13 protein-coding genes and 1 riboswitch are annotated in these 19,493 nt (G+C 57.7%); of the genes, 4 read left to right on the plus strand and 9 right to left on the minus strand.

Annotated elements, in window-relative coordinates; genetic code table 11:
- The first annotated feature begins 14 nt into the window (after positions 1–14).
- The 3 genes from DSD31_RS13085 to DSD31_RS13095 all read left to right on the plus strand — a co-directional run bounded on the left by DSD31_RS13085 (position 15) and on the right by DSD31_RS13095 (position 3,364).
- Positions 15–1,397: a sugar porter family MFS transporter gene (locus DSD31_RS13085; RefSeq protein ID WP_052626740.1), complete on the plus strand. Its 1,383-nt coding sequence runs from the start codon at positions 15–17 to the stop codon at positions 1,395–1,397.
- Positions 1,398–1,476: 79 nt separating this feature from the next.
- Entirely contained in the window at positions 1,477–1,983 is a 507-nt protein-coding gene (gene rbsD, locus DSD31_RS13090) for a D-ribose pyranase (protein WP_004861848.1), read from the plus strand.
- Between the two features lies 1 nt (position 1,984).
- On the plus strand, positions 1,985–3,364 hold the full coding sequence (locus DSD31_RS13095; RefSeq protein ID WP_004861845.1) for a sugar porter family MFS transporter: 1,380 nt from the start codon (positions 1,985–1,987) through the stop codon (positions 3,362–3,364).
- 146 nt (positions 3,365–3,510) lie between these two features.
- Here DSD31_RS13095 and mrdA read toward each other — a convergent pair whose 3' ends face one another.
- From mrdA to DSD31_RS13135, 8 genes are all read right to left on the minus strand, one after another.
- Entirely contained in the window at positions 3,511–5,433 is a 1,923-nt protein-coding gene (gene mrdA / locus DSD31_RS13100; protein ID WP_004861842.1) for a penicillin-binding protein 2, read from the minus strand.
- 222 nt (positions 5,434–5,655) lie between these two features.
- On the minus strand, positions 5,656–7,455 hold the full coding sequence (atzF, locus tag DSD31_RS13105; protein ID WP_113991094.1) for an allophanate hydrolase: 1,800 nt from the start codon (positions 7,453–7,455) through the stop codon (positions 5,656–5,658).
- Entirely contained in the window at positions 7,452–11,057 is a 3,606-nt protein-coding gene (gene uca / locus DSD31_RS13110; RefSeq protein ID WP_113991095.1) for an urea carboxylase, read from the minus strand. The genes atzF and uca overlap by 4 nt, the downstream gene beginning before the upstream one ends.
- Positions 11,058–11,225: 168 nt before the next feature.
- Entirely contained in the window at positions 11,226–11,861 is a 636-nt protein-coding gene (locus DSD31_RS13115) for an urea amidolyase associated protein UAAP2 (RefSeq protein ID WP_004861833.1), read from the minus strand.
- A 10-nt stretch (positions 11,862–11,871) separates the two neighbouring features.
- A complete protein-coding gene (locus DSD31_RS13120; protein WP_004861830.1) occupies positions 11,872–12,600 on the minus strand; it encodes an urea amidolyase associated protein UAAP1 in 729 nt (242 codons plus the stop codon).
- 4 nt (positions 12,601–12,604) lie between these two features.
- On the minus strand, positions 12,605–13,384 hold the full coding sequence (locus DSD31_RS13125; RefSeq protein WP_004861827.1) for an ABC transporter ATP-binding protein: 780 nt from the start codon (positions 13,382–13,384) through the stop codon (positions 12,605–12,607).
- Positions 13,381–14,196 (minus strand): ABC transporter permease, encoded by an 816-nt coding sequence (locus tag DSD31_RS13130; RefSeq protein WP_004861825.1) that lies wholly within the window; start codon positions 14,194–14,196, stop codon positions 13,381–13,383. Before DSD31_RS13130 ends, DSD31_RS13125 begins: the two co-directional genes overlap by 4 nt.
- Positions 14,197–14,220: 24 nt before the next feature.
- Complete coding sequence (locus DSD31_RS13135; protein WP_088883976.1) at positions 14,221–15,279, minus strand: putative urea ABC transporter substrate-binding protein; 1,059 nt, start codon at positions 15,277–15,279, stop codon at positions 14,221–14,223.
- Between the two features lie 56 nt (positions 15,280–15,335).
- A riboswitch (guanidine-I (ykkC/yxkD leader) is annotated at positions 15,336–15,434 on the minus strand.
- A 566-nt stretch (positions 15,435–16,000) separates the two neighbouring features.
- On the opposite strand from DSD31_RS13135, the gene katG reads away from it, so the two are divergent.
- Positions 16,001–18,178, plus strand: coding sequence for a catalase/peroxidase HPI (gene katG / locus DSD31_RS13140; RefSeq protein WP_015584359.1), 2,178 nt, complete (start codon positions 16,001–16,003; stop codon positions 18,176–18,178).
- 51 nt (positions 18,179–18,229) lie between these two features.
- Here katG and zapE read toward each other — a convergent pair whose 3' ends face one another.
- Positions 18,230–19,255: a cell division protein ZapE gene (zapE, locus tag DSD31_RS13145; protein ID WP_073972284.1), complete on the minus strand. Its 1,026-nt coding sequence runs from the start codon at positions 19,253–19,255 to the stop codon at positions 18,230–18,232.
- Positions 19,256–19,493: the final 238 nt, after the last annotated feature.

Raw genomic sequence — 19,493 nt, forward strand, 5'->3', positions numbered from 1 at the left:
TCACGGAGGGTACTATGGTTAGTCATGCACATGTCACGGCAAAAAATGTCTGGATGCGCAACGTCCTGTTGATTTCAATCGTCACCGCCGTCGGCGGGTTTCTGTTTGGCTTTGATAACGGTAGCATTTCGGGTTCCGTTGGTTTTTTGCAAAACAGATTCGCACTGGATGCCGATGGTATTGGTTGGGTGACCTCATCCATCATTATTGGATGTATTGTGGGCGTTGCGCTGGCGGGACCACTTTCCGACGCCGTAGGGCGAAAAAAGGTGCTGTTGTTAACGGCGCTGATTTTTATTTTTGGCGTTCTGGGTGAAGCCATGGCGACAACGGCGGAAATGTTGGTCTGGTTCCGTATTCTGGTGGGCGTCGGTATCGGCGTGGAAACGACAATTGCCCCGCTCTATATTGCGGAGGTCTCCCCAGCCCATATTCGCGGGCGTCTGGTCTCACTTAATCAGCTTTTCAACTGCGTGGGTAATCTGGCCATTTTTTCAATTGCCGCAGTGATTGCCAGTCACGCCAGTGAAGCATGGAATGTTGAACATGGCTGGCGAATTATTTTCGCCACCGGTATCGCACCGGCAATTGTTTTCCTGTTGCTACTGATCTGGGTGCCGGAAAGCCCACGTTGGTTGATACGCAAAGGACGAGATGCGCAGGGTCTGACTATACTGCGCAAAATAAATCCCGATGAAACAACAGCCCGCGAGCAGCTCGCTGCAATTAAGTCCGCCTTATTAAGCGACTCTCCTTCGCGATTGCGTGAACTCTTCACCCCGCGCTTACGTAAAGCGCTGGTGGTTGGCTTTTGCGTTGCACTCTTTCAGCAGATAACAGGCATCAACGCGATTTTTTATTACGCCCCGGAAATATTTAAAACCGCGGGAGTTGATGTCAGCGGCGCGATGTCGTTTACCGTACTTATCGGACTGGTATTGGTTATTTCAACGCTGGTTTCAATGTGGATAATCGATAAGGTTGGCCGCCGCTCGTTGCTCATTTTCGGCTCGGCGGGAATGGCCATTGCTCTTGGCTGTATCGGACTTCTGTTTCGAGCCAGTGAAACACAAACCACGCTTTTGCTGATTTGCATTCTGGCCTATGTGGCTATTTTTGCCGTATCTTACGGCACGGTAGCCTATGTCATTATCGCTGAAATTTTCCCGATTCACGTCCGTGGCATCGCCGTATCAATAGCAACCTTCGCATTATGGGGAGGAAACTTCCTGGTTTCACGATACTTCCCGGTTCTGGTGGAAAATATTAGCGCGGCAAATACCTTCTTTATCTTTTCCGGTATATCCATCATCGCTTTATTTTTTGTCCTGACGAAGGTGCCGGAAACCAAAGGGAAAACGCTGGAGGAAATTGAAACCGAATTACATCGAAAATAATCACCAGGCACCGTCTGGATAAATAGAAAAATACATTACCTGATTCTGTACGCCTAAATAACTATAACCGGAGAATATTATGAGACCTGGTAAAATTCTACATCCGCAGATCGCCGAAGCGCTGGCCAGTTTAGGTCATGGTGATATTGTATTAGTTACCGACGCAGGTGCGCCAATCCCGTCCCATAGCCAGCGAATCGATCTCGCTTTTTATGCCGGGATGATTGACTTACTTGATATTTTATCGGTCCTGCGACAGGAGATTTTTATTGAGAATGTAATTTTTGCCGATGAAGTACCGCAAAAAAACCCGAAACTCCTGCAGCGTGTCACTGAAATATTTACCGGTTCAGGCGCTGATTTCACTTTAATTCCTCACGCGCAATTAGTTGCTGAAGTCTATGGCAGCGCCAGAGTCATTATTCGTTCAGGATCCTTAATGCCATGGGGTAACTTTGCCCTGGTGGCGAGTACCGACCCTGATGCGTGGTTTGACGATTCAATGCAAATCATTCCTGAATATATAGAAAGATCGGCAAAAATCAAAAATGGGGCCGTACCCGTCATAAAGAAAACCGGTGAATAAAATGAAAACAGTATATACCACGAGCTATAAGTTATCCCTTATTGCCTCACTGGCCGGTTTACTCTATGGATTTGACTCCGCGGTGATTGCCGGTGCGATATTACATTTAAGGAATTTTTTCTCCCTTGATGATATAGGGATGGGATGGGCCGTATCTTCTGTTGTCCTTGGGTTTATGATCGGCGCTTTCAGCGGTCAATTTATCACCAACCGGTTGGGAAGAAAAAAGGCGCTGATTATTACCGGAGGGTTGGTTTTTCTTGCCGGAATTGGTACTGCATTCCCCTATAACTTTACCATGTTTATTCTCTGCAGAATTGCCGGTGGGATCGGTGTCGGACTGGGCTCAGCTACTGCCCCCGTGTATATTGGTGAAATTTCGGCCAGCCAGGTGCGGGGGAAAACACTCGGTTTTTATCAGATGATGATCGCCTTCGGGATCCTTTCCGTCTATCTGGTTAATGCCCTGGTTGCCGGCTGGACGCCTGATGCCGAGTGGGCGACGCAGTACTCCTGGCGCTATATGCTCGGTGCCATGTCGGTTCCTGGCTGTGTGTTCATGGGTTTAGCATTCTTTTTGCCGGAATCTCCTCGCTGGTTGATTAATAAACATCGTGAGGAGGAAGCGGAAGTCATTCTTAAGTTCATTCACGGGCAACAATATGATAGCCAGACGGCTATTGCGGAGATAAAAAAATCGTTTAATCCGCAAAATGTAACGCATAATAATGAAAAGATGTTGTCTAAAAAATACCGCAAAGTCTCCTTCACTATCATGGCCATGGCGTTACTGGCCAATCTGTGCGGAATAAATGCCGTGCTATATTATGGCAATGTATTATTCGAGAACATCGGAATTGCCAATGAACAAACGGCTTATTATCAGCAAATTATTATTGGTATCGCTTTTTTTGCGGCGGCGGTGTGGGCGGTGTATAACGTCGAGAAATACGGAAGGAGAAAACTACTAATAATCGGATCATTTGTCTGTTTTGTTGCCATTACGCTTCTCGGAATATTAATCTGGATGGGCGTCACCAGCGTGCTTATGCTGGTTATTATGATAGTTTACATCCTCTTTTTTGGTGGGACTATCGGCCCCATTTTATGGATTATCATCCCGGAAATGGCACCAAATATGATCCGTGATAAATTGATGTCGTGGGCCACGCTACTCATCTGGACGGGGAGTTTTATCGTTTCACAGACATTTCCTATGCTCACAAACAGCCTGATCCTCAACAACATCTTTAACGGCAGCTTCCCTTTCTTACTGTACGGAGCATGTTGCCTGTTATGGTTTTTACTTAACCTGTTTTTCGTTGTTGAAACAAAAAACAAATCACTTGAGCAAATCAGTGCAGAAATGAGTGAAGCCTGAATCCCCACTAAAACGTCAGCCAGCCTCGCCTCTGGCTGACGTTCTGCAAGTACCCTCACCGGCCTCGGCAGACCACATCATGTTGACGGCGATTTACCGCTGTAACCTCGCCCGGCCAGCACAACACCGGGCGATACTCTCCTGTTCTACTGCGCGTCGGCGCTGTCTATCTGCGGAACGCTGGCCTCAGCCCCCTGTGCGACATCAGGCGCGTTGGCCGGATCAAAGATGTGGTCAAGGATAGCGCGCGCCGTTGGCCCGGCGACAACACCCTCGCCGCCGCCGTTTTCCAGAATCAGCGCCATCGCCACCTTTGGATGCTGATACGGAGCAAACAAGGTATAGAAAATATGATCGCGGAGTCTGACCGGGATCATCTTCGCATTGTAGGTCTGATTCTCTTTCAGGCTGAAGACCTGCGAGGTACCGGATTTCGCGGCAATCTGGTACGGCGCGGTATGAAACAGTTTATAACCGGTGCCATTAGGCAAGTTAGCCATGCCGTACATCCCGTTGCGCACGATGCCCCAGTACGGCGATTTCGGGTCGCCCACCTGCGGCGTATTATCCGGCGGCTGATAGCGTTCAACCTTATTGCCGCGCTTCATGGAATAGAGCAGATGGGGATTTTTTACCTTGCCGTTGTTGAGCAGCGTCGTCAGCGCCTTCACCATCTGGACTGGCGTGGCGATCCAGTAGCCCTGGCCGATGCCGACCGAAATGGTGTCCCCCTGATACCACGGTTTTTTATGCACCTTCTGCTTCCACTCGCGGCTCGGCAACACCCCGGCATACTCTTCATTCAAATCAATCCCCGTTAACTGCCCGTAGCCAAACTTGCTCAGCCAGCTGTGAATGCGGTCAATGCCCATTTCGAAGGCCACCTGATAGAAGAAAGTATCCGCCGACTCCTCAATCGCCTTGGTGACATTCAACATCCCGTGACCGGTTTTCAGCCAGTCGCGGTAGCGGCGCTGGGTGCCGGGCAGTGTCCAGGTCGGCGCGCCGAAAAAGGTGGTGGTGGGCGTAATCACGCCAGCGGAAAGTGCCGACAGCGCCATATAGGGTTTTACCGTCGATGCCGGCGGATAGAGCCCCTGGGTCACGCGGTTAATCAGCGGGCGGTCCGGGTTATCGAGCAGAGAACGGTACGCCTTATAGCCAATCCCCTTCACGAAGGGATTTGGGTCATAGCTGGGACTGGAGACCATCGCCAGCACGCCGCCGTCGCGTGGATCAACCACCACCACCGCCGCACGCTGCCCCTTCAGTACCCCTTCAATATACTGCTGTAAATGCAGATCCAGCGTCAGGTAGATATTCTTCCCGGCTACCGGCGGCACCTCTTTGAGCAGGCGCACCACGCGACCATGGTTATCGACTTCCACCTCCTGATAACCGGTCATGCCGTGGAGCTCTTTTTCGTAATAGCCTTCGATGCCCTGCTTGCCGATATTATGGTCCGCAGCATAGTTTTCCGCCTCGCCGTTTTTGTCCAGGCGTTGCAGGTCGCTGTCGTTGATTTTCGATACATAGCCGACCACGTGCGCCAGCTGGGCGCCGTAGGGGTAGTCACGCTGCTGGTAGCTCTCCACCGTGACGCCCGGAAAACGGAACTCGTTGACCGCAAATCGCGCCACTTCAACATCGCTCAGGGCCGACTTCAGGGTCACCTGCTTGTAGCGACTGTTGTGGTGCATATCGTCGCGGAAACTGGCGATATCATCGGGGCTCAAATCCACGATCGGTGTCAATGCGTTCAGCAATGCGGTCATATCGGGAATTTTGCTCGGGATCACCTGCAGGCGGTAGAGGGTGATGTTCTGTACCAGCGGGATACCGTTGCGATCGAAAATAAGCCCACGGCTTGGCGCGATAGGCAGCATTTTTATGTCATTCTGATTCGATCGGGTCTGATAGAAATCGTGCTGCTTAACCTGTAAACGGTAGAGGTTAAAAATCAGCACGCCAAAGCAGACCACCACCAGTAGAAACGCGATCGCGGCACGACGAATAAACAGCATCTCTTCCGCTGAGTGATCGCGAATTTCATCTCTCAATAGGGTCATTAGCGGCAATTCACTTGAGTTTGCATAAAAGGCGAAAAAAAGAAAAAGCGCAGCAGAATAGCGTTATCGACGCGTCAGCCCTACAGAAAGGTTGCTAATGATTTAGCAGAAATGTTTCAGCATGTTAGATACCCGGCAGGCGCCAGCACAACCCCGGGGGATGAAATGAGTGTGACATTGTCACAAAAAGGCCTCTGCCCGGTTAAGGCAGAGGCCCCGGGGTCAGCCGCGGGTCAGCCAGGCCCGCCAGCCTCCGTAGCCGGTAATGTCGGTAGCCCCCTGCAGACCGTATCCTTCGCAGATAAAACCGCTCAGCCAGCGTCCGTCGGACAGTTCGACCTTGCCCAGCCCCAGCGGTGCGGGAATGGCCGCCAGCAGCGAGCCCAGCTCCGACGAGGGCAGCTCCCAGACCTCCACGGCGATGGCCGCGCCGTCGTTTTCATCACGCACCATCCCCGGACGACGTCCATCGGCCAGGGCATACAGCCGATAGCGCGGAGCGCTCTGTATGGCCGTCAGCAGACGCCCGCCCCGCTCCCGCAGCTGCCCGTTCAGCGCCAGGCCATCAAGATGGGCGCCACAGACCACCAGCGGCATACGATCGTGGCTACCGGTGGCGGCAGGCAACGATGCGGCCAGCAGATTCCCGCCGACCAGCGGCAGTGGCTGTGTGCGCTGGAACGCGTCGGCCACACCGAGAAGGTACTGGTCGGTGAAAGCCCGGCCAAACAGGGTGACGCCGGAGGGCAATCCGTTTGCCAGAAAACCGACCGGCACATTCACCGCCGCATAATCCAGCAGGTTCATAAAGTTGGTGTAGTAGCCAAGATCGGCATTTCGCTGCACCGGCTCGGCCTCCAGTTCGGCCAGCGTCACCGGGCGCGGACAGGTCGGCGTCAGCACGCAGTCCAGCGTCTCCAGCAACGCGTCACACTGCGCCTTGTACGCTTGCAGCTGGTACATTGCGCGGAATGTGGCCACGGCATCGGTATCCGGCGCTTTCGCCAGCACCTCGCGAATCACCGGCAGCACCGCCTCAGGCTGCTGCGTAATCAACGGTTCCACCACCGCATAACGTTCTGCGACCCACGGGCCGTCGTACAGCAGGCGCGCGGCGGCAAGAAACGGCGTCATATCGAGGTTGACCGGCACGCCACCAAGGGCTATCAGCCGTGCTTTCGCCTGCATAAACTGTGACTCGCTCTGCGCACAGCCAAGGAAATTCAGCGTCTGCGGCACGCCGAAGCGAAATCCCGGCGTCGGGGCGCCAAACGCCTGACGGCTGTTCCACTGCGGGTTGCGGCGACTGTAGGCATCTCGCGGATCCAGCCGTGCGGTCAGGGCCAGCAGCCGGCTGGCCTCGTCGGCGGTGGCGGTAAAGAATGTCGTACAGTCGAGGGTCCGGCAGGCCGGCACCACCCCGGCGGTAGAGATAAGTCCCTTGCTGGCCTTCAGTCCCACCAGGTTATTGAGCGAAGCCGGGACCCGCCCGCTGCCGGCGGTGTCCGTTCCGAGGGCGAAGCTGGCCACTCCGAGCGCGACAGCCAGCGCGGAACCGGCGCTGGATCCACCGGAGGGATAGTCCGCATGATAAGCGTTACGGCAGCGGCCGTAGGGCGAACGCGTTCCGTTCAGGCCGGTGGCAAACTGATCGAGATTGGTTTTGCCGACCGGGATAGCGCCGAGGGCAATCAGCTGGGCCACGATAGTGGCATCCTCAGTCGCGGTGCGGGCGAAGGCCGGACAGGCGGCGGTGGTGGCAATTCCCGCAAGATCGATATTATCTTTGATGGCAAACGGCACGCCGTACAGCGGTAGCGTCTCCGGCGCAACCGTATCCAGCGCCGCCAGCCAGGGCTCCTGCTCTTCCGCCGTCAGTATATGAATGAACAACTGATACTCCGGATTCAGCGTCTGCGCCTTCTGGCGGATATCGGCCAGCAGCGCGCGCGGCGTCAATTCGCCGCGGCGATACGCCTCTGCCAGGGTCGCAAGACGTAAATCAAAGGTTGGCTGACTCATACGTTCTCCTCCAGGATCACTGCCACACGTTGCCCGGCGCGTACCGACGCCCCCGGCTGAACATTCATCTGTTGCACCACGCCGTCGCACGGCGCCAACAGCGGGATCTCCATTTTCATTGACTCCAGCACCACCAGAACGTCGCCGGCGCGCACATGACTCCCCGCGGCGGCCTGCACCTGCCACAGATTGCCGGAGATCGGGCTCTCCACGCCCTGCTGTCCGCGCTGCAGCGGCGCCTCGACACCCGCGTCAGCCGGGACTTCCTGGCTATCGAAATGCGCCTGGCCGCTGGCTATCCAGCGTTCGCGTTCATCATTGAAGGCGCGCTGTTGATGCTGGCGAAAAGCGTCGATACTTACCGCTTCCTGCTGCAGAAACTGCTGGTACTCCGCCAGCCGCAGAGTGCTGTGCTCAATGCGCAGCGGATAGCGGCCAAGCGGAAAATCGCGGCGGATCTGTTGCAGTTCCTCGGCAGAAACCGGGTAGAAACGCAGCTGGTCGAAGACGCGCAGCAGCCAGGGTTTACCGGCGAAGTCGGCGACCTCGTGATAGCGATTCCACATCTGCAGCGTTCGGCCAACAAACTGGTAGCCCCCGGGACCTTCCATACCGTAGACGCACAGATAGGCCCCGCCGATCCCCACCGAGTTTTCCGCCGTCCAGGTACGCGCCGGGTTGTACTTGGTGGTCACCAGACGATGACGCGGATCGAGCGGCGTCGCCACCGGCGCGCCAAGATAGACATCGCCCAGCCCCATCACCAGATAGCTGGCGTCGAACACCGTCTGCCATACCGCCTGTTCGTCCGGTAAGTCGTTAATCCGGCGGATAAATTCGAGGTTACTCGGGCACCATGGCGCGTCGCGCCGTACGGTCGTCATATATTTATCGATAGCGGTGCGACAGGCCGGGTCGTCCCACGACAGCGGCAGATGTACCACCCGGGTCGGCACCTGCAGATCGTCGCTGACGCACACCGCCGCCCACGCCACGCTCACCCAGCTCAACAGCGCGTCAAGCGTCAGGGTTTCCGGCTGGAAATGAATTTGCAGAGAGCGAATACCTGGCGTCAGGTCAATCACCCCCGCGCGGGAGCCGCTTTCCAGCGCCTGCATCAGAGCATGAATGCGAAAGCGCAGCACCAGATCGAGCTCCGCCTCTCCCGCTTCCAGCAGCAGATGGGTATCGCCGGAAAGACGGGCCACCAGACGCTTATCCGCCTCTCCGCAGCTCATCACCACGGGGGAAGTTAACCGCGCGGGTTGCCACGCCACGGGCATTGCCTCCAGCGTCGCCAGCTCCTCCCGGTAGCCAGCCGCCAGTCGACGGGCCGTGGACAGATCCACGGCGACAAAACGCACCTTGTCGCCGGCTTTCAACTGCCCCAGCTGCCAGAGATCGGCTTCAATCACCGTCACCGGGCAGACGAAACCGCCGAGGCTCGGGCCGTCGGGGCCAAGAATAACCGGCATATCGCCGGTAAAATCAACCGCGCCGACGGCATAAGGGTTATCGTGAATATTCGACGGATGCAGCCCCGCGTCGCCGCCGCTGTCGCGGGCCCACAGCGGTTTAGGGCCAATCAGCCGCACGCCGGTACGGCTGGAGTTAAAATGCACCTCCCAGTCGGTGGCAAAAAAGGTGTCGATGTAATCTGCGGCAAAAAATTCCGGCGCACCGTGCGGACCGTAAATCACCCGCAGGGTACGCACCGTTGCCAGCGGCGGCACCAGCGCAACAGGCAGCGCGGCGCCAGTTTCTCCCTTGCCGTCTGGCGCCAGATGCAGAACATCCCCGCTGCGCAGCGCCCGTCCGCCATGGCCGCCAAACTGTCCAAGAGTAAAGGTACTTTTGCTGCCCAGATAATCCGGCACCTGGATGCCGCCGCGCAGGCAGAGGTAGCTTCTGACCCCCGCCCCTTCGACGGCGCCGATTTTCAGCGTCGCCCCGGCCGGGATCGGCAATACGCGGTTCATCTCTTGCGCGATACCGTCAAGGGTGACCGGGACGCCGGCGCCGCTCACCACCGCCAGGGCTGCGCAATGAAACTTCAGCGTTGGCCCGTTCAGGGTGATTTCCAGCGCCGCTGCTCCCGTCGGGTTATCCAGCAGCCGGTTGCCGAGACGCAGCGCCCGATCGTCCATCGGCCCCGACGGCGGGACGCCCACCGCCCAGTAGCCCAGCCGTCCGGGAAAATCCTGGACGCTGGTCTGCGTCCCGGCGCTGAGTACCTCGACGGTGGCGGCCCGATAGTTCAGCTGTTCCAGGCAACGGGTCCAGGGTTCACCCTGGGTAAAGGGTTCAAAGCCCAGAATCTGCTGGAGATAGATGCGGTTAGTTTCCACGCCATACAGGCGGGTGTTCGCCAGCGCCCGGGCCAGTTCAGCGATAGCCTCTGCGCGGGTTGGCCGCCAGGCGATCGTTTTGGCCAGCATCGGATCAAAAAATGGCGGCACGTCGCAGCCGGCTTCTACCCAACGATCGATGCGAAGCGTTTCGCCGTCCGCCGGTGGAAAGAGCACCTCGGTCAGCAGACCCGGCGATGGCTGAAACTGCCGGCCCGGATCCTCCGCATAAATACGCGCCTGGATAGCGTGCCCCCGTGGAGTCAGATCGGCCAGCAGCGCAGTGAGCGGTGGTAAATCTCCGGCCGCCAGCGCCACCATCCAGCGCACCAGGTCGACGCCCCACACCTGCTCGGTGACGCCATGTTCCACCTGGAGCCGGGTATTCACCTCGAGAAAATAGAAGCGTTGCGCCGCGCTGTCATAGACAAATTCGACCGTCCCGGCGCTACGATAGCTGACCGCTTTGCCCAGCGCGACCGCCGCCGCACAGAGGGCCTCCGCCGTTGCGGTGGGTAAATTGGGCGCCGGAGTCTCTTCGATCACTTTTTGATTGCGCCGCTGTATCGAGCAGTCGCGCACCCCGAGGGCGATGACCTCGCCCTGCCCGTCGCCGAATATCTGCACTTCCAGATGGCGCGCGCGTTCAATGTATTTTTCGAGAAACACGCCCGCATCGCTAAAGTTGTTCTGCCCCAGCCGCTGTACGGTCTCAAAAGCGTCCGTCAGCTCGCGGGCGTCGCGACAGACGCGCATCCCGATACCACCGCCCCCGGCGGTGCTTTTTAACATCACCGGATAACCGATGGCGTCCGCCGCCCGGCACGCTTCAACGCTATCGGCCAGCAGACCGGTCCCCTCCAGCAGCGGCACGCCCTGCGCTTTGGCCAGCGCCCGGGCGGTGTGTTTCAGGCCAAACGTGCGGAGCTGAGCGGGCGTCGGGCCAACAAACGCCAGCCCGGCAGCTTCACATGCCTCGGCGAAGGCGGCGTTTTCCGACAGGAAACCGTAGCCGGGATGAATCGCTTCGGCCCCGCTTTTTACAGCGGCGGCGATGATTTTTTCCGTCATCAGGTAGGTTTGCGCCGCCGGGCCGTCGCCAAGGCCGATCGCCTCATCGGCTTCACGGATATGCAGGCTGCTGAGATCCGCGTCGGAATAGACCGCTACGCCCTTCACCTGCATCGCGCGCAGGGTGCGTAAAATTCGACAGGCAATGGCGCCGCGGTTAGCAATCAGTAAGGTTTTGAACATACAAGGGACTCGCGTCGTGGCGGGTCGTCCCGCCAAAAAATTCGACGTCCCCGGGGCCGTCCCCGAGGCGCACAAGCATTCAGGGCTTGCGCGAAGGTGTGCTTAACAGGCGGTCGGCGCGAACGGCAAACAGACGCCAGGCCAGCAGGCGCCAGCGCTGCCAACGGGTCAGTTCCATACCAGCACCTCCGCCGGCGTCGGATTCCAGCCGTTGCAGGGGTTATTCAGCTGCGGGCAGTTGGAGATCAGGACGATCACGTTGCGCTCCGCGCGCAGCTCGACGTACTTCCCGGCGCCAGAGATCCCGTCTTCAAAAGTCAGGCCGCCGGCTTCCGTCACCGGAACGTTCATAAAAAAGTTGATATTGGCGCCAATATCACGCTTATGCAGCCGGCCGTCATGCAGACAGGCGCAGAGAAAATTATCCCGACAGCTATGCATGTAGCGTTTATCCAGCGCATAGCGCACGGTGTTGCTCTCCTGCGCGCAGGCCCCCCCGAGGGTATCGTGGCGCCCGCAGGTATCGGCCACGATGGTCAACAGCGGATTCCCGAGGTTGGAGTACAGCACGCTGCCGGTCGTCAGGTAGGCGTTGCCCTGGCGGCGCAGCGTGCGCTGCGGATCGTAACGCTCGCGTGGGCTGTCGGCGCAATAAAACAGGGTATCGACAGCCTGGTTGCCTTCCAGATCGAGCAGGCGCAGGGTCTGCCCCTTTTTGATTTCGAACAGCCAGGGTTCGCCTGCGGGAATCACGTGGCGATAGACGGCATCGGCGGGGTTACGGGTACTGGTCACAAGGCTCATCGCAGGCTCCTCAAAGGGCGAACAGGTGGGTGTTGGTGAAGGCGCGCTGGTTTTCATCGCGGGTAAACAGCGATTCGACCGCCGCCTGCTCATCGTCGGCCTGATACCAGTCCAGCTGGACCGGACGAGGAGCATATTCGTCAGACGGGTTCATCGGATGCGGCAGCGCGGTGAGGACCATCAGTACATCCATCGGCGCGAACAGTTCAACGTAGCTACCCGGGGTGGAATGGCCCGCACAAAACTGAAAGCGCCCTTCGCTGTCGACGGTGACTTTGCTGAACAAGTTGACCACCATCAGCAGATCCTCGAGGCCGAGATCCCATTTACCCATTTCGACCAGCAGATTATCGGTGCCGTTGCGATGGAAGGTGTTGCGCAGTTCCTGGTAGCGACCGGCACCATATTTTTCTTCCGTCTCTTGCGCATTGAGCACCCCGCCGAACGGATCGTGCCAGCCGCAGCTATCGGCGATAATGCCCGCCAGTACCCGCCCCATATCGGAGTAGAAACAGTGTCCGGCCGTCAGTCGCGCGGTGTGCTGTCCCTTGAGGGTGTCCGGCAGGTTCAGACGCTCGCTTTTCTCGTGCGGGTTGAGCATCATCATGCTGACGTTCGCACCGCCCTCGATGTCGGTCAAACGCAGGATCTGTCCACGGCGCAAAATGAACGAGGTATGGCCCCCGCCCGGCAAAAATTCTTCGCGCAGATTTGGTGAGGTATGAAAAAGCGCTGTCATCGGGCTATCTCCTTAAGGCATAGACATTGTTATCGGTACCGGTGCTGAGCATCTGCGACATCCGGGTCTCATTAAGCGGAATATCGTAGGTAATGCGCGCGCCATAGGCGTTGGGAGCCTGCGGGTCGTGGCGTACCTTATCGAAGACCAGCAGACGGGTGCCGAGGTTGAATCCTTCGGCCAGATCGTGGGTGACCATAAAGACCGTCATTCGCGTTTCGCTCCACAGCTGGAGCAGCAGTGCGTGCATATCTTTACGGATACCGGGGTCGAGTGCGCCGAAAGGTTCGTCGAGCAGCAGAACCCGCGGCTGCATCACAAAGGCCTGGGCGATCGCCAGCCGCTGCTGCATCCCGCCGGACAGCTGTGCCGGATAGCGGTCCAGGGCGTGGGCGAGCCCCACTTTGTCCAGCATCTGTGCCGCCTGTTCGCGGGCAGCGCGCTTGCGGGCACCGAACAGACGGCCAAAGCACGGCGAAGATGGCAGCTCCAGACCGACGGTCACGTTATCCAGCACGCTCAGGTGCGGGAAGACCGAATAACGTTGAAACACCACGCCGCGGCTGCGATCCGGCTCGGGAGCCAGCGGCTGACCGTCGAGCGTAATCGCCCCCCGGGTCGGTTGCTCCTGCCCCAGCAGCAGGCGCAAAAAGGTGGATTTCCCGCAGCCGGAAGCGCCGACCATTGAACAAAACTCCCCCTCTTTGACCTCTAAATTGATGCGCTCCAGCACCACATGGTCGCCGTACTCCTGCCAGATATTGTTGATGCGGATAAAACTCATGTCCGGCCTCCTTCGGCCCACGGGAAGCAGACTTTATGCAGCTGGCGCAGCCCCAGATCCATCAGCCAGGCCAGCAGGGTTATCCAGATGACATAGGGGATGATCACATCCATCGCCATGTAACGCCGCACGAGGAAAATGCGGTAGCCCAGCCCGGCGGTAGCGGAAATCGCCTCCGCCGATATCAGAAACAGCCAGGCCGATCCCAGCAGCAAACGCAGCGAGGTGATCAGACGGGACAGCAGCTGCGGCAGGACCACCCGCAGGACCACCGTCCAGCTGTTGGCGCCGAGGGTTTGGGCTTTGATAAACAGTTCCGCCGGGATTTCCCGCGCCCGCTGTTCAAGATCGCGCGCCAGCATCGGCGTGATGCCAATCACGATCAGCATCACCTTAGAGAGTTCATCGAGACCGAAGACGATAAACAGTACCGGCAGGATCGCCAGCGGCGGTACCATCGAGACCACGGTCATCAACGGCGACAGCGCCGCGCGATAGAGCGGAAACACGCCGGCAACGATCCCGATGCTCAGGCCAATCAGCGCGGACACCGCCAGCCCAATGAGCAGGCGGGTCAGGCTGATCAGCGTATCGCCCCACAGCAGGTATTCGCCGCTGCGTTTGTCCGGCGTAAACGCCATCCGCTCGACGGCCGCCGCCATCTGCGACAAACCGGGCAACAGCTTGTCCTGCGGGTTAGCCTCAAGGCGAATAGCGGAGCCGATAAACCAGGCGGCGATCAGCAACACAAAGGGCAGCAGCAATAGCATCAGCCGCATGCCCTGCTGTGGATGGCGGTTAATTTGGCGCATGGCGTTCACTCCCGTCATCAATGATTACAGCTGGCCGGCGGCGGCCATTTTCAGATAGCTATCGTCGAAGCGCAGTCGGGTATTGGCGCTATCGCCGACGGTGACGTCGCCGGGGAAGCGCATGCCAATGAAGTCGGCGCTTTGCGCCCCTTCACCCAATAGCCCTTTATCAAATGAAAACTGCGCCACGCGCTGCATGGTTTTTGCCAGCTCCGGGCTGGAGATGAATGTCAGGGTTTCGGCGGCGGTCCAGAACAAGTGAGTCGTTTTCAGCTGCGCCTGGTAGCCAGCAAGATCGGTGCCGGAATCTGCCGCCATCGCGTTTAGCGCCTGGGCATCTCCGGCATGCATTTTGGCCATCATCTCAAACCATGCGCCGGTCAGGGCTTTACCCAGCGCGGGGTTATCTTTCAGGGTTTGCGTGTTGACCACCATCATGTCGATAAGCTCGCCGGGAACCTGCGCTGAGCTAAAGACTTCGCTGGTCTGCGGGGTCTTTTTAATCGCCGACAGCTGCGGGTTCCACGCCACGGCGGCGCGGACGCTGCTGGTGCCAAAAGCGGAGACAATATCGGCATCGGAGGTATTCACCACTTTGACATCTTTCTCCTGCAGACCGGCCTTCTCCAGACCGCGAACCAGCAGATAGTGCGAAACCGACAGCTCAGGGAGATAGACCTGCATCCCTTTCAGATCGGCTAACGTTTTAGCGCTGCCTTTGAGCACCACGCCGTCATTGCCGTCGGAATAGCTGCCGGTAATAAGCGCGGTGGTATCGACGCCGCCCGCTGCGGGGATCGTCAGCGCATCCATGTTGGTCATGGTGCAGCCATCAAACTGACCGGCGGTGTACTGATTAATCGACTCGATATAGTCGTTGAGTTGGACGATATTGATTTTGATGCCGTATTTCGCGGCCCATTTATCAATAATTTTTTCGTTGCTGATGGCGCCCCAGGGCATCCAGCCGGCATAGATCGTCCAGCAGACGTTGAACTCTTTTTTTACGGCGGCAAAGGAAGGGAAACTGGCCAGCAGCGCCAGCGACAGCATGAACAAGCGGATTACACGGGATGTCTTCATTATGAACCTCTGGTTGGCACAAAAACAGGAGCAGCGCGACACCTGACGGTGCTGCTGTCTCCCGGGCTTTTGTCCCGCCGTGTAACCTCGCAGAGGTCGCCAGCTCTCGGACCAGACATTCACCTGCGTGAACCGGAACCCTAGCCAGCTATTGGATCATCTTGATTGTCTGTTGCGCTGCCTTCTGATGTATTGATTGCAAAGGGCATGCCAGAAAATTGTTCTTTTTAATTCAGTGAGATAACTGAAAGTAGCGTGGCATCACACCACAATGGGGAGTGGTTTTGGGGCAATGCGTAACTTTGGTGCAGGTCATCTGTGCGACCAACGACCCGCCGCAGGCAATCAAGCAAAAACAGGCCCGGGCGCATTTTGCAAGCACTACCGGGTTATATAAACGCAGGAACTCGACCGCGGTAATCTTATTTCTTGTCGTCGCGACGGAAACCAGTAAATGACCAGAATTCACCTGCTTAGCTTTTTTTGCAACCGCTGCTTTTATCACCAGAGGCTTCGCTACAGTGTCCTATACTGATTAGCTAATAAGAAAATACGTAAGCTGCTTTACGTATTTTGGCTTTAATCCACAAATTTTTTATGGATTTCTTTGTCACCTGTTGTTAAAAGGATATAACTATTAATTCCGTAGATTCTTTCAAGTATCACTTATTGGTTGCAGTGTATATCGTAATGGCATTCACAAAAGCAAACGGAGCCTGATATGAGCACGTCTAACGATTCATCTAACAACGCATCCGCCGGGAAGTGCCCTTTTCACGCAGGGAAGCCCACACAAAGTGCCGGTGGCGGCACCGCCAACCGCGACTGGTGGCCTAATCAACTCCGCGTGGACCTGCTGAACCAGCATTCCAACCGCTCAAATCCCCTCGGCGAAGACTTTAACTACCGTGAAGAGTTCAAAAAACTCGACTATGCCGCGCTGAAGGCAGACCTGAGAGCGCTGCTGACCGATTCGCAGGAGTGGTGGCCGGCAGACTGGGGCAGCTACATCGGGCTGTTTATTCGTATGGCCTGGCACGGTGCAGGCACCTATCGTACCGTTGACGGTCGCGGTGGCGCAGGCCGTGGACAGCAGCGCTTTGCGCCGCTGAACTCCTGGCCGGATAACGTCAGCCTCGATAAAGCCCGTCGCCTGCTGTGGCCGGTAAAACAAAAATACGGCCAGAAAATCTCCTGGGCCGACCTCTATATGCTGGCCGGTAACGTCGCGCTGGAAAACGCCGGTTTCCGCACCTTCGGTTTCGGCGCCGGTCGTGAAGATGTCTGGGAACCGGATCTGGACGTGGACTGGGGCCATGAAAAGGCCTGGCTCGAACATCGTCACCCGGAAAGCCTGGCGCAACAGCCGCTGGGGGCCACCGAAATGGGCCTGATCTACGTTAACCCGGAAGGCCCGAACGCCAGCGGCGACCCGCTCTCCGCCGCCGCCGCCATTCGTGCCACCTTCGGCAACATGGCAATGGACGATGAAGAGATCGTCGCGCTGATTGCCGGCGGTCATACTCTCGGTAAAACCCACGGCGCAGCGGTAACCACTCACGTAGGCCCAGAACCTGAAGCCGCACCGATTGAAGCGCAGGGCCTCGGCTGGTCAAACAGCTACGGCAGCGGAGCCGGTCCCGATGCGATCACCTCGGGTCTGGAAGTGGTCTGGACACAGACCCCGACCCAGTGGAGCAACTACTTCTTCGAGAACCTGTTCAAATACGAGTGGGTCCAGACCCGCAGCCCGGCTGGCGCTATTCAGTTCGAAGCTAAAGACGCCCCGGACCTGATCCCCGATCCGTTCGATCCGGAGAAAAAACGCAAGCCGACCATGCTGGTTACCGACCTGACGCTGCGCTTTGACCCGGAATTCGGCAAGATTTCCCGTCGCTTCCTCAACGATCCGCAGGCCTTTAATGAAGCCTTCGCCCGCGCCTGGTTCAAACTGATCCACCGCGATATGGGGCCAAAATCGCGCTACCTCGGACCGGAAGTGCCGAAAGAAGACCTGATCTGGCAGGATCCGTTACCGGCCGCCATCCACAACCCAACGCCGGCGGATATTGCGACGCTGAAGACCGCCATCGCCGATGCCGGACTGTCGGTCAGCGAGCTGGTGTCGGTGGCCTGGGCCTCTGCCTCCACCTTCCGCGGCGGAGACAAACGCGGCGGGGCTAACGGTGCGCGTCTGGCGCTGGATCCGCAGAAATCGTGGCCGGTGAACGCCGTTGCTGCAAAAGTGCTGCCGACGCTGCAGGCCATTCAGAAAGCCTCGGGTAAAGCGTCGCTGGCCGATATCATCGTGCTGGCAGGCGTCGTGGGTGTCGAACAGGCCGCTGCGGCTGCCGGTGTGCAGGTCAGCGTACCGTTCGCGCCGGGCCGGGTGGATGCTCGTCAGGATCAGACGGATATCGAGTCCTTCGATCTGCTGGAACCGCTGGCGGATGGTTTCCGTAACTATCGCCGTATCGAAGGTGGCGTCTCGACAGAAACGCTGCTGCTGGATAAAGCCCAGCAGCTGACGCTGACCGCGCCGGAAATGACGGTGCTGGTGGGCGGCCTGCGGGTGCTGGGCGCCAACTATGATGGCAGCCAGCACGGGGTCTTCACCGATCGCGTCGGCGTCCTGAGCAATGACTTCTTCGTCAACTTACTCAGCATGGCCACCGTCTGGAACGCTACCGACGAGCAGGGCGAACTGTTCGAAGGCCGCGATCGTCAGAGCGGTGAGAGCAAGTACACCGCGACCCGCGCCGACCTGGTCTTCGGTTCGAACTCAGTCCTGCGGGCGCTGGCGGAAGTTTACGCCTGCCAGGATGCTCAGGAGAAACTGGTTAAGGACTTTGTTGCGGCCTGGACCAAAGTGATGAACCTCGACCGTTACGATCTGTAATCTCCCTCCCCGGCTGGCGCTATGCCCGCCGGGGCTTTTCCCCTTCCCCTCTTATGTTTTCCCCAGCTGCAATAACCGGCTGTAGGTACGCTGAATATCTTCCTGTTCGACATCCGCCACCAGTTCGCTCAGTCCACAGGCAGCCACCACGATCAGCTGACACTGCTTTTCATAGAGCACATCCACCAGATTAATAAAACGCTGCTGCGCCGCCGGGCCTGCCTGACGCAAAGGCGGAACCGCATCCAGTAGCCAGCGCTCATGCCGTTCACAGAGCGCCAGATAATCCATCACCGATGTTGCCGCCATGCACAGTTGGTTGAAGGTAAAATGCAGAAAATGCGCCGGCGCCGAGGCGGCGTGCAGCGTACGATAGCCCACCTGCAGCGGCTGCGCGCTGACGCAGGGATCCGGTAGTTCAAGTCGCTGGCGGGTTTGTGCAGAGGGCTGCACCAGAAATCTCCCGCGGCAGAATGGATTTTCCGCCGGCGCATGGCGCGCCCGGTAATCCTCTTCACCATTGAGCGCGGCTATCGTCATGTGCTGTTTGATCAGCGCAATCGACGGCACAAAACGTTCGTGATACAGCGGGTTAGCCAGTAATTGATCCGGGGGGTAGTTGGAGGTAGCCAGCAGAATGATGCCGCGTTGGAACAGCAGCGTAAGCAGCGCTTTCACCAACATGGCGTCGCCCGGATCGTGCAGATGGAACTCATCAAAACACAGGAGTCGACAGCCGTCGGTCATCTGTGCCAGCACCTCAGGCAGGGTTAGCGCGGGCTGCGCGTTCAGCCGCTGATGCAGTTCGCGAAAGAAATAGTGGAAATGCACCCGGCGCTTTTCCGCCAGCGGCAGGCTGGTAAAGAAATGATCGATAATAAAACTTTTACCGCGCCCGGTACGCCCCCAGACGTACAGCCCTTTGGCGCCGGCGGCCTTGCCTGAGGTCAGTCCGCTCCCCAGCGTGTCCAGTTGATTAACCAGCGCCTGCTGATCTGCATCAAGGGCCAACGCCAGCTCCTGAGCCCGCTGCGCCATAAACGAAGTAAACCTGAATTCAGTCATTCCTTGCGTCATTTTCGCTCTTCGTGGTGTTACCGGCGCATCTGCCCCGGAAAAAGATGAGGAATCCTCATCAATTACACCTTCCCTGAACGACAATAACAAGCTTATCTGCAGCACAACGGTTTTATACCTCTCGCGGACCTGAAAAAAATCCATCGCTCTCTTCAGGGGCACATCAGCAGACTAAAACCTGCAAAAACAGATAAATAGCATTGTTTATTCAGTAGCAGGTTGACTGTGCCGACCTACA

Source organism: Klebsiella sp. X13, assembly GCF_003323835.1.
GTDB lineage: Bacteria > Pseudomonadota > Gammaproteobacteria > Enterobacterales > Enterobacteriaceae > Klebsiella > Klebsiella ornithinolytica.

Bases quoted from the DNA above. Each gene is read 5' to 3' on its own strand.
- zapE (WP_073972284.1), bottom strand. From the start codon at position 19,255: ATGACGCAAGGAATGACTGAATTCAGGTTTACTTCGTTTATGGCGCAG.
- DSD31_RS13095 (WP_004861845.1), top strand. From the start codon at position 1,985: ATGAAAACAGTATATACCACGAGCTATAAGTTATCCCTTATTGCCTCA.
- atzF (WP_113991094.1), bottom strand. From the start codon at position 7,455: ATGAGTCAGCCAACCTTTGATTTACGTCTTGCGACCCTGGCAGAGGCG.
- uca (WP_113991095.1), bottom strand. From the start codon at position 11,057: ATGTTCAAAACCTTACTGATTGCTAACCGCGGCGCCATTGCCTGTCGA.
- DSD31_RS13085 (WP_052626740.1), top strand. From the start codon at position 15: ATGGTTAGTCATGCACATGTCACGGCAAAAAATGTCTGGATGCGCAAC.
- DSD31_RS13135 (WP_088883976.1), bottom strand. From the start codon at position 15,279: ATGAAGACATCCCGTGTAATCCGCTTGTTCATGCTGTCGCTGGCGCTG.
- DSD31_RS13120 (WP_004861830.1), bottom strand. From the start codon at position 12,600: ATGACAGCGCTTTTTCATACCTCACCAAATCTGCGCGAAGAATTTTTG.
- DSD31_RS13130 (WP_004861825.1), bottom strand. From the start codon at position 14,196: ATGCGCCAAATTAACCGCCATCCACAGCAGGGCATGCGGCTGATGCTA.
- DSD31_RS13125 (WP_004861827.1), bottom strand. From the start codon at position 13,384: ATGAGTTTTATCCGCATCAACAATATCTGGCAGGAGTACGGCGACCAT.
- rbsD (WP_004861848.1), top strand. From the start codon at position 1,477: ATGAGACCTGGTAAAATTCTACATCCGCAGATCGCCGAAGCGCTGGCC.
- mrdA (WP_004861842.1), bottom strand. From the start codon at position 5,433: ATGACCCTATTGAGAGATGAAATTCGCGATCACTCAGCGGAAGAGATG.
- katG (WP_015584359.1), top strand. From the start codon at position 16,001: ATGAGCACGTCTAACGATTCATCTAACAACGCATCCGCCGGGAAGTGC.
- DSD31_RS13115 (WP_004861833.1), bottom strand. From the start codon at position 11,861: ATGAGCCTTGTGACCAGTACCCGTAACCCCGCCGATGCCGTCTATCGC.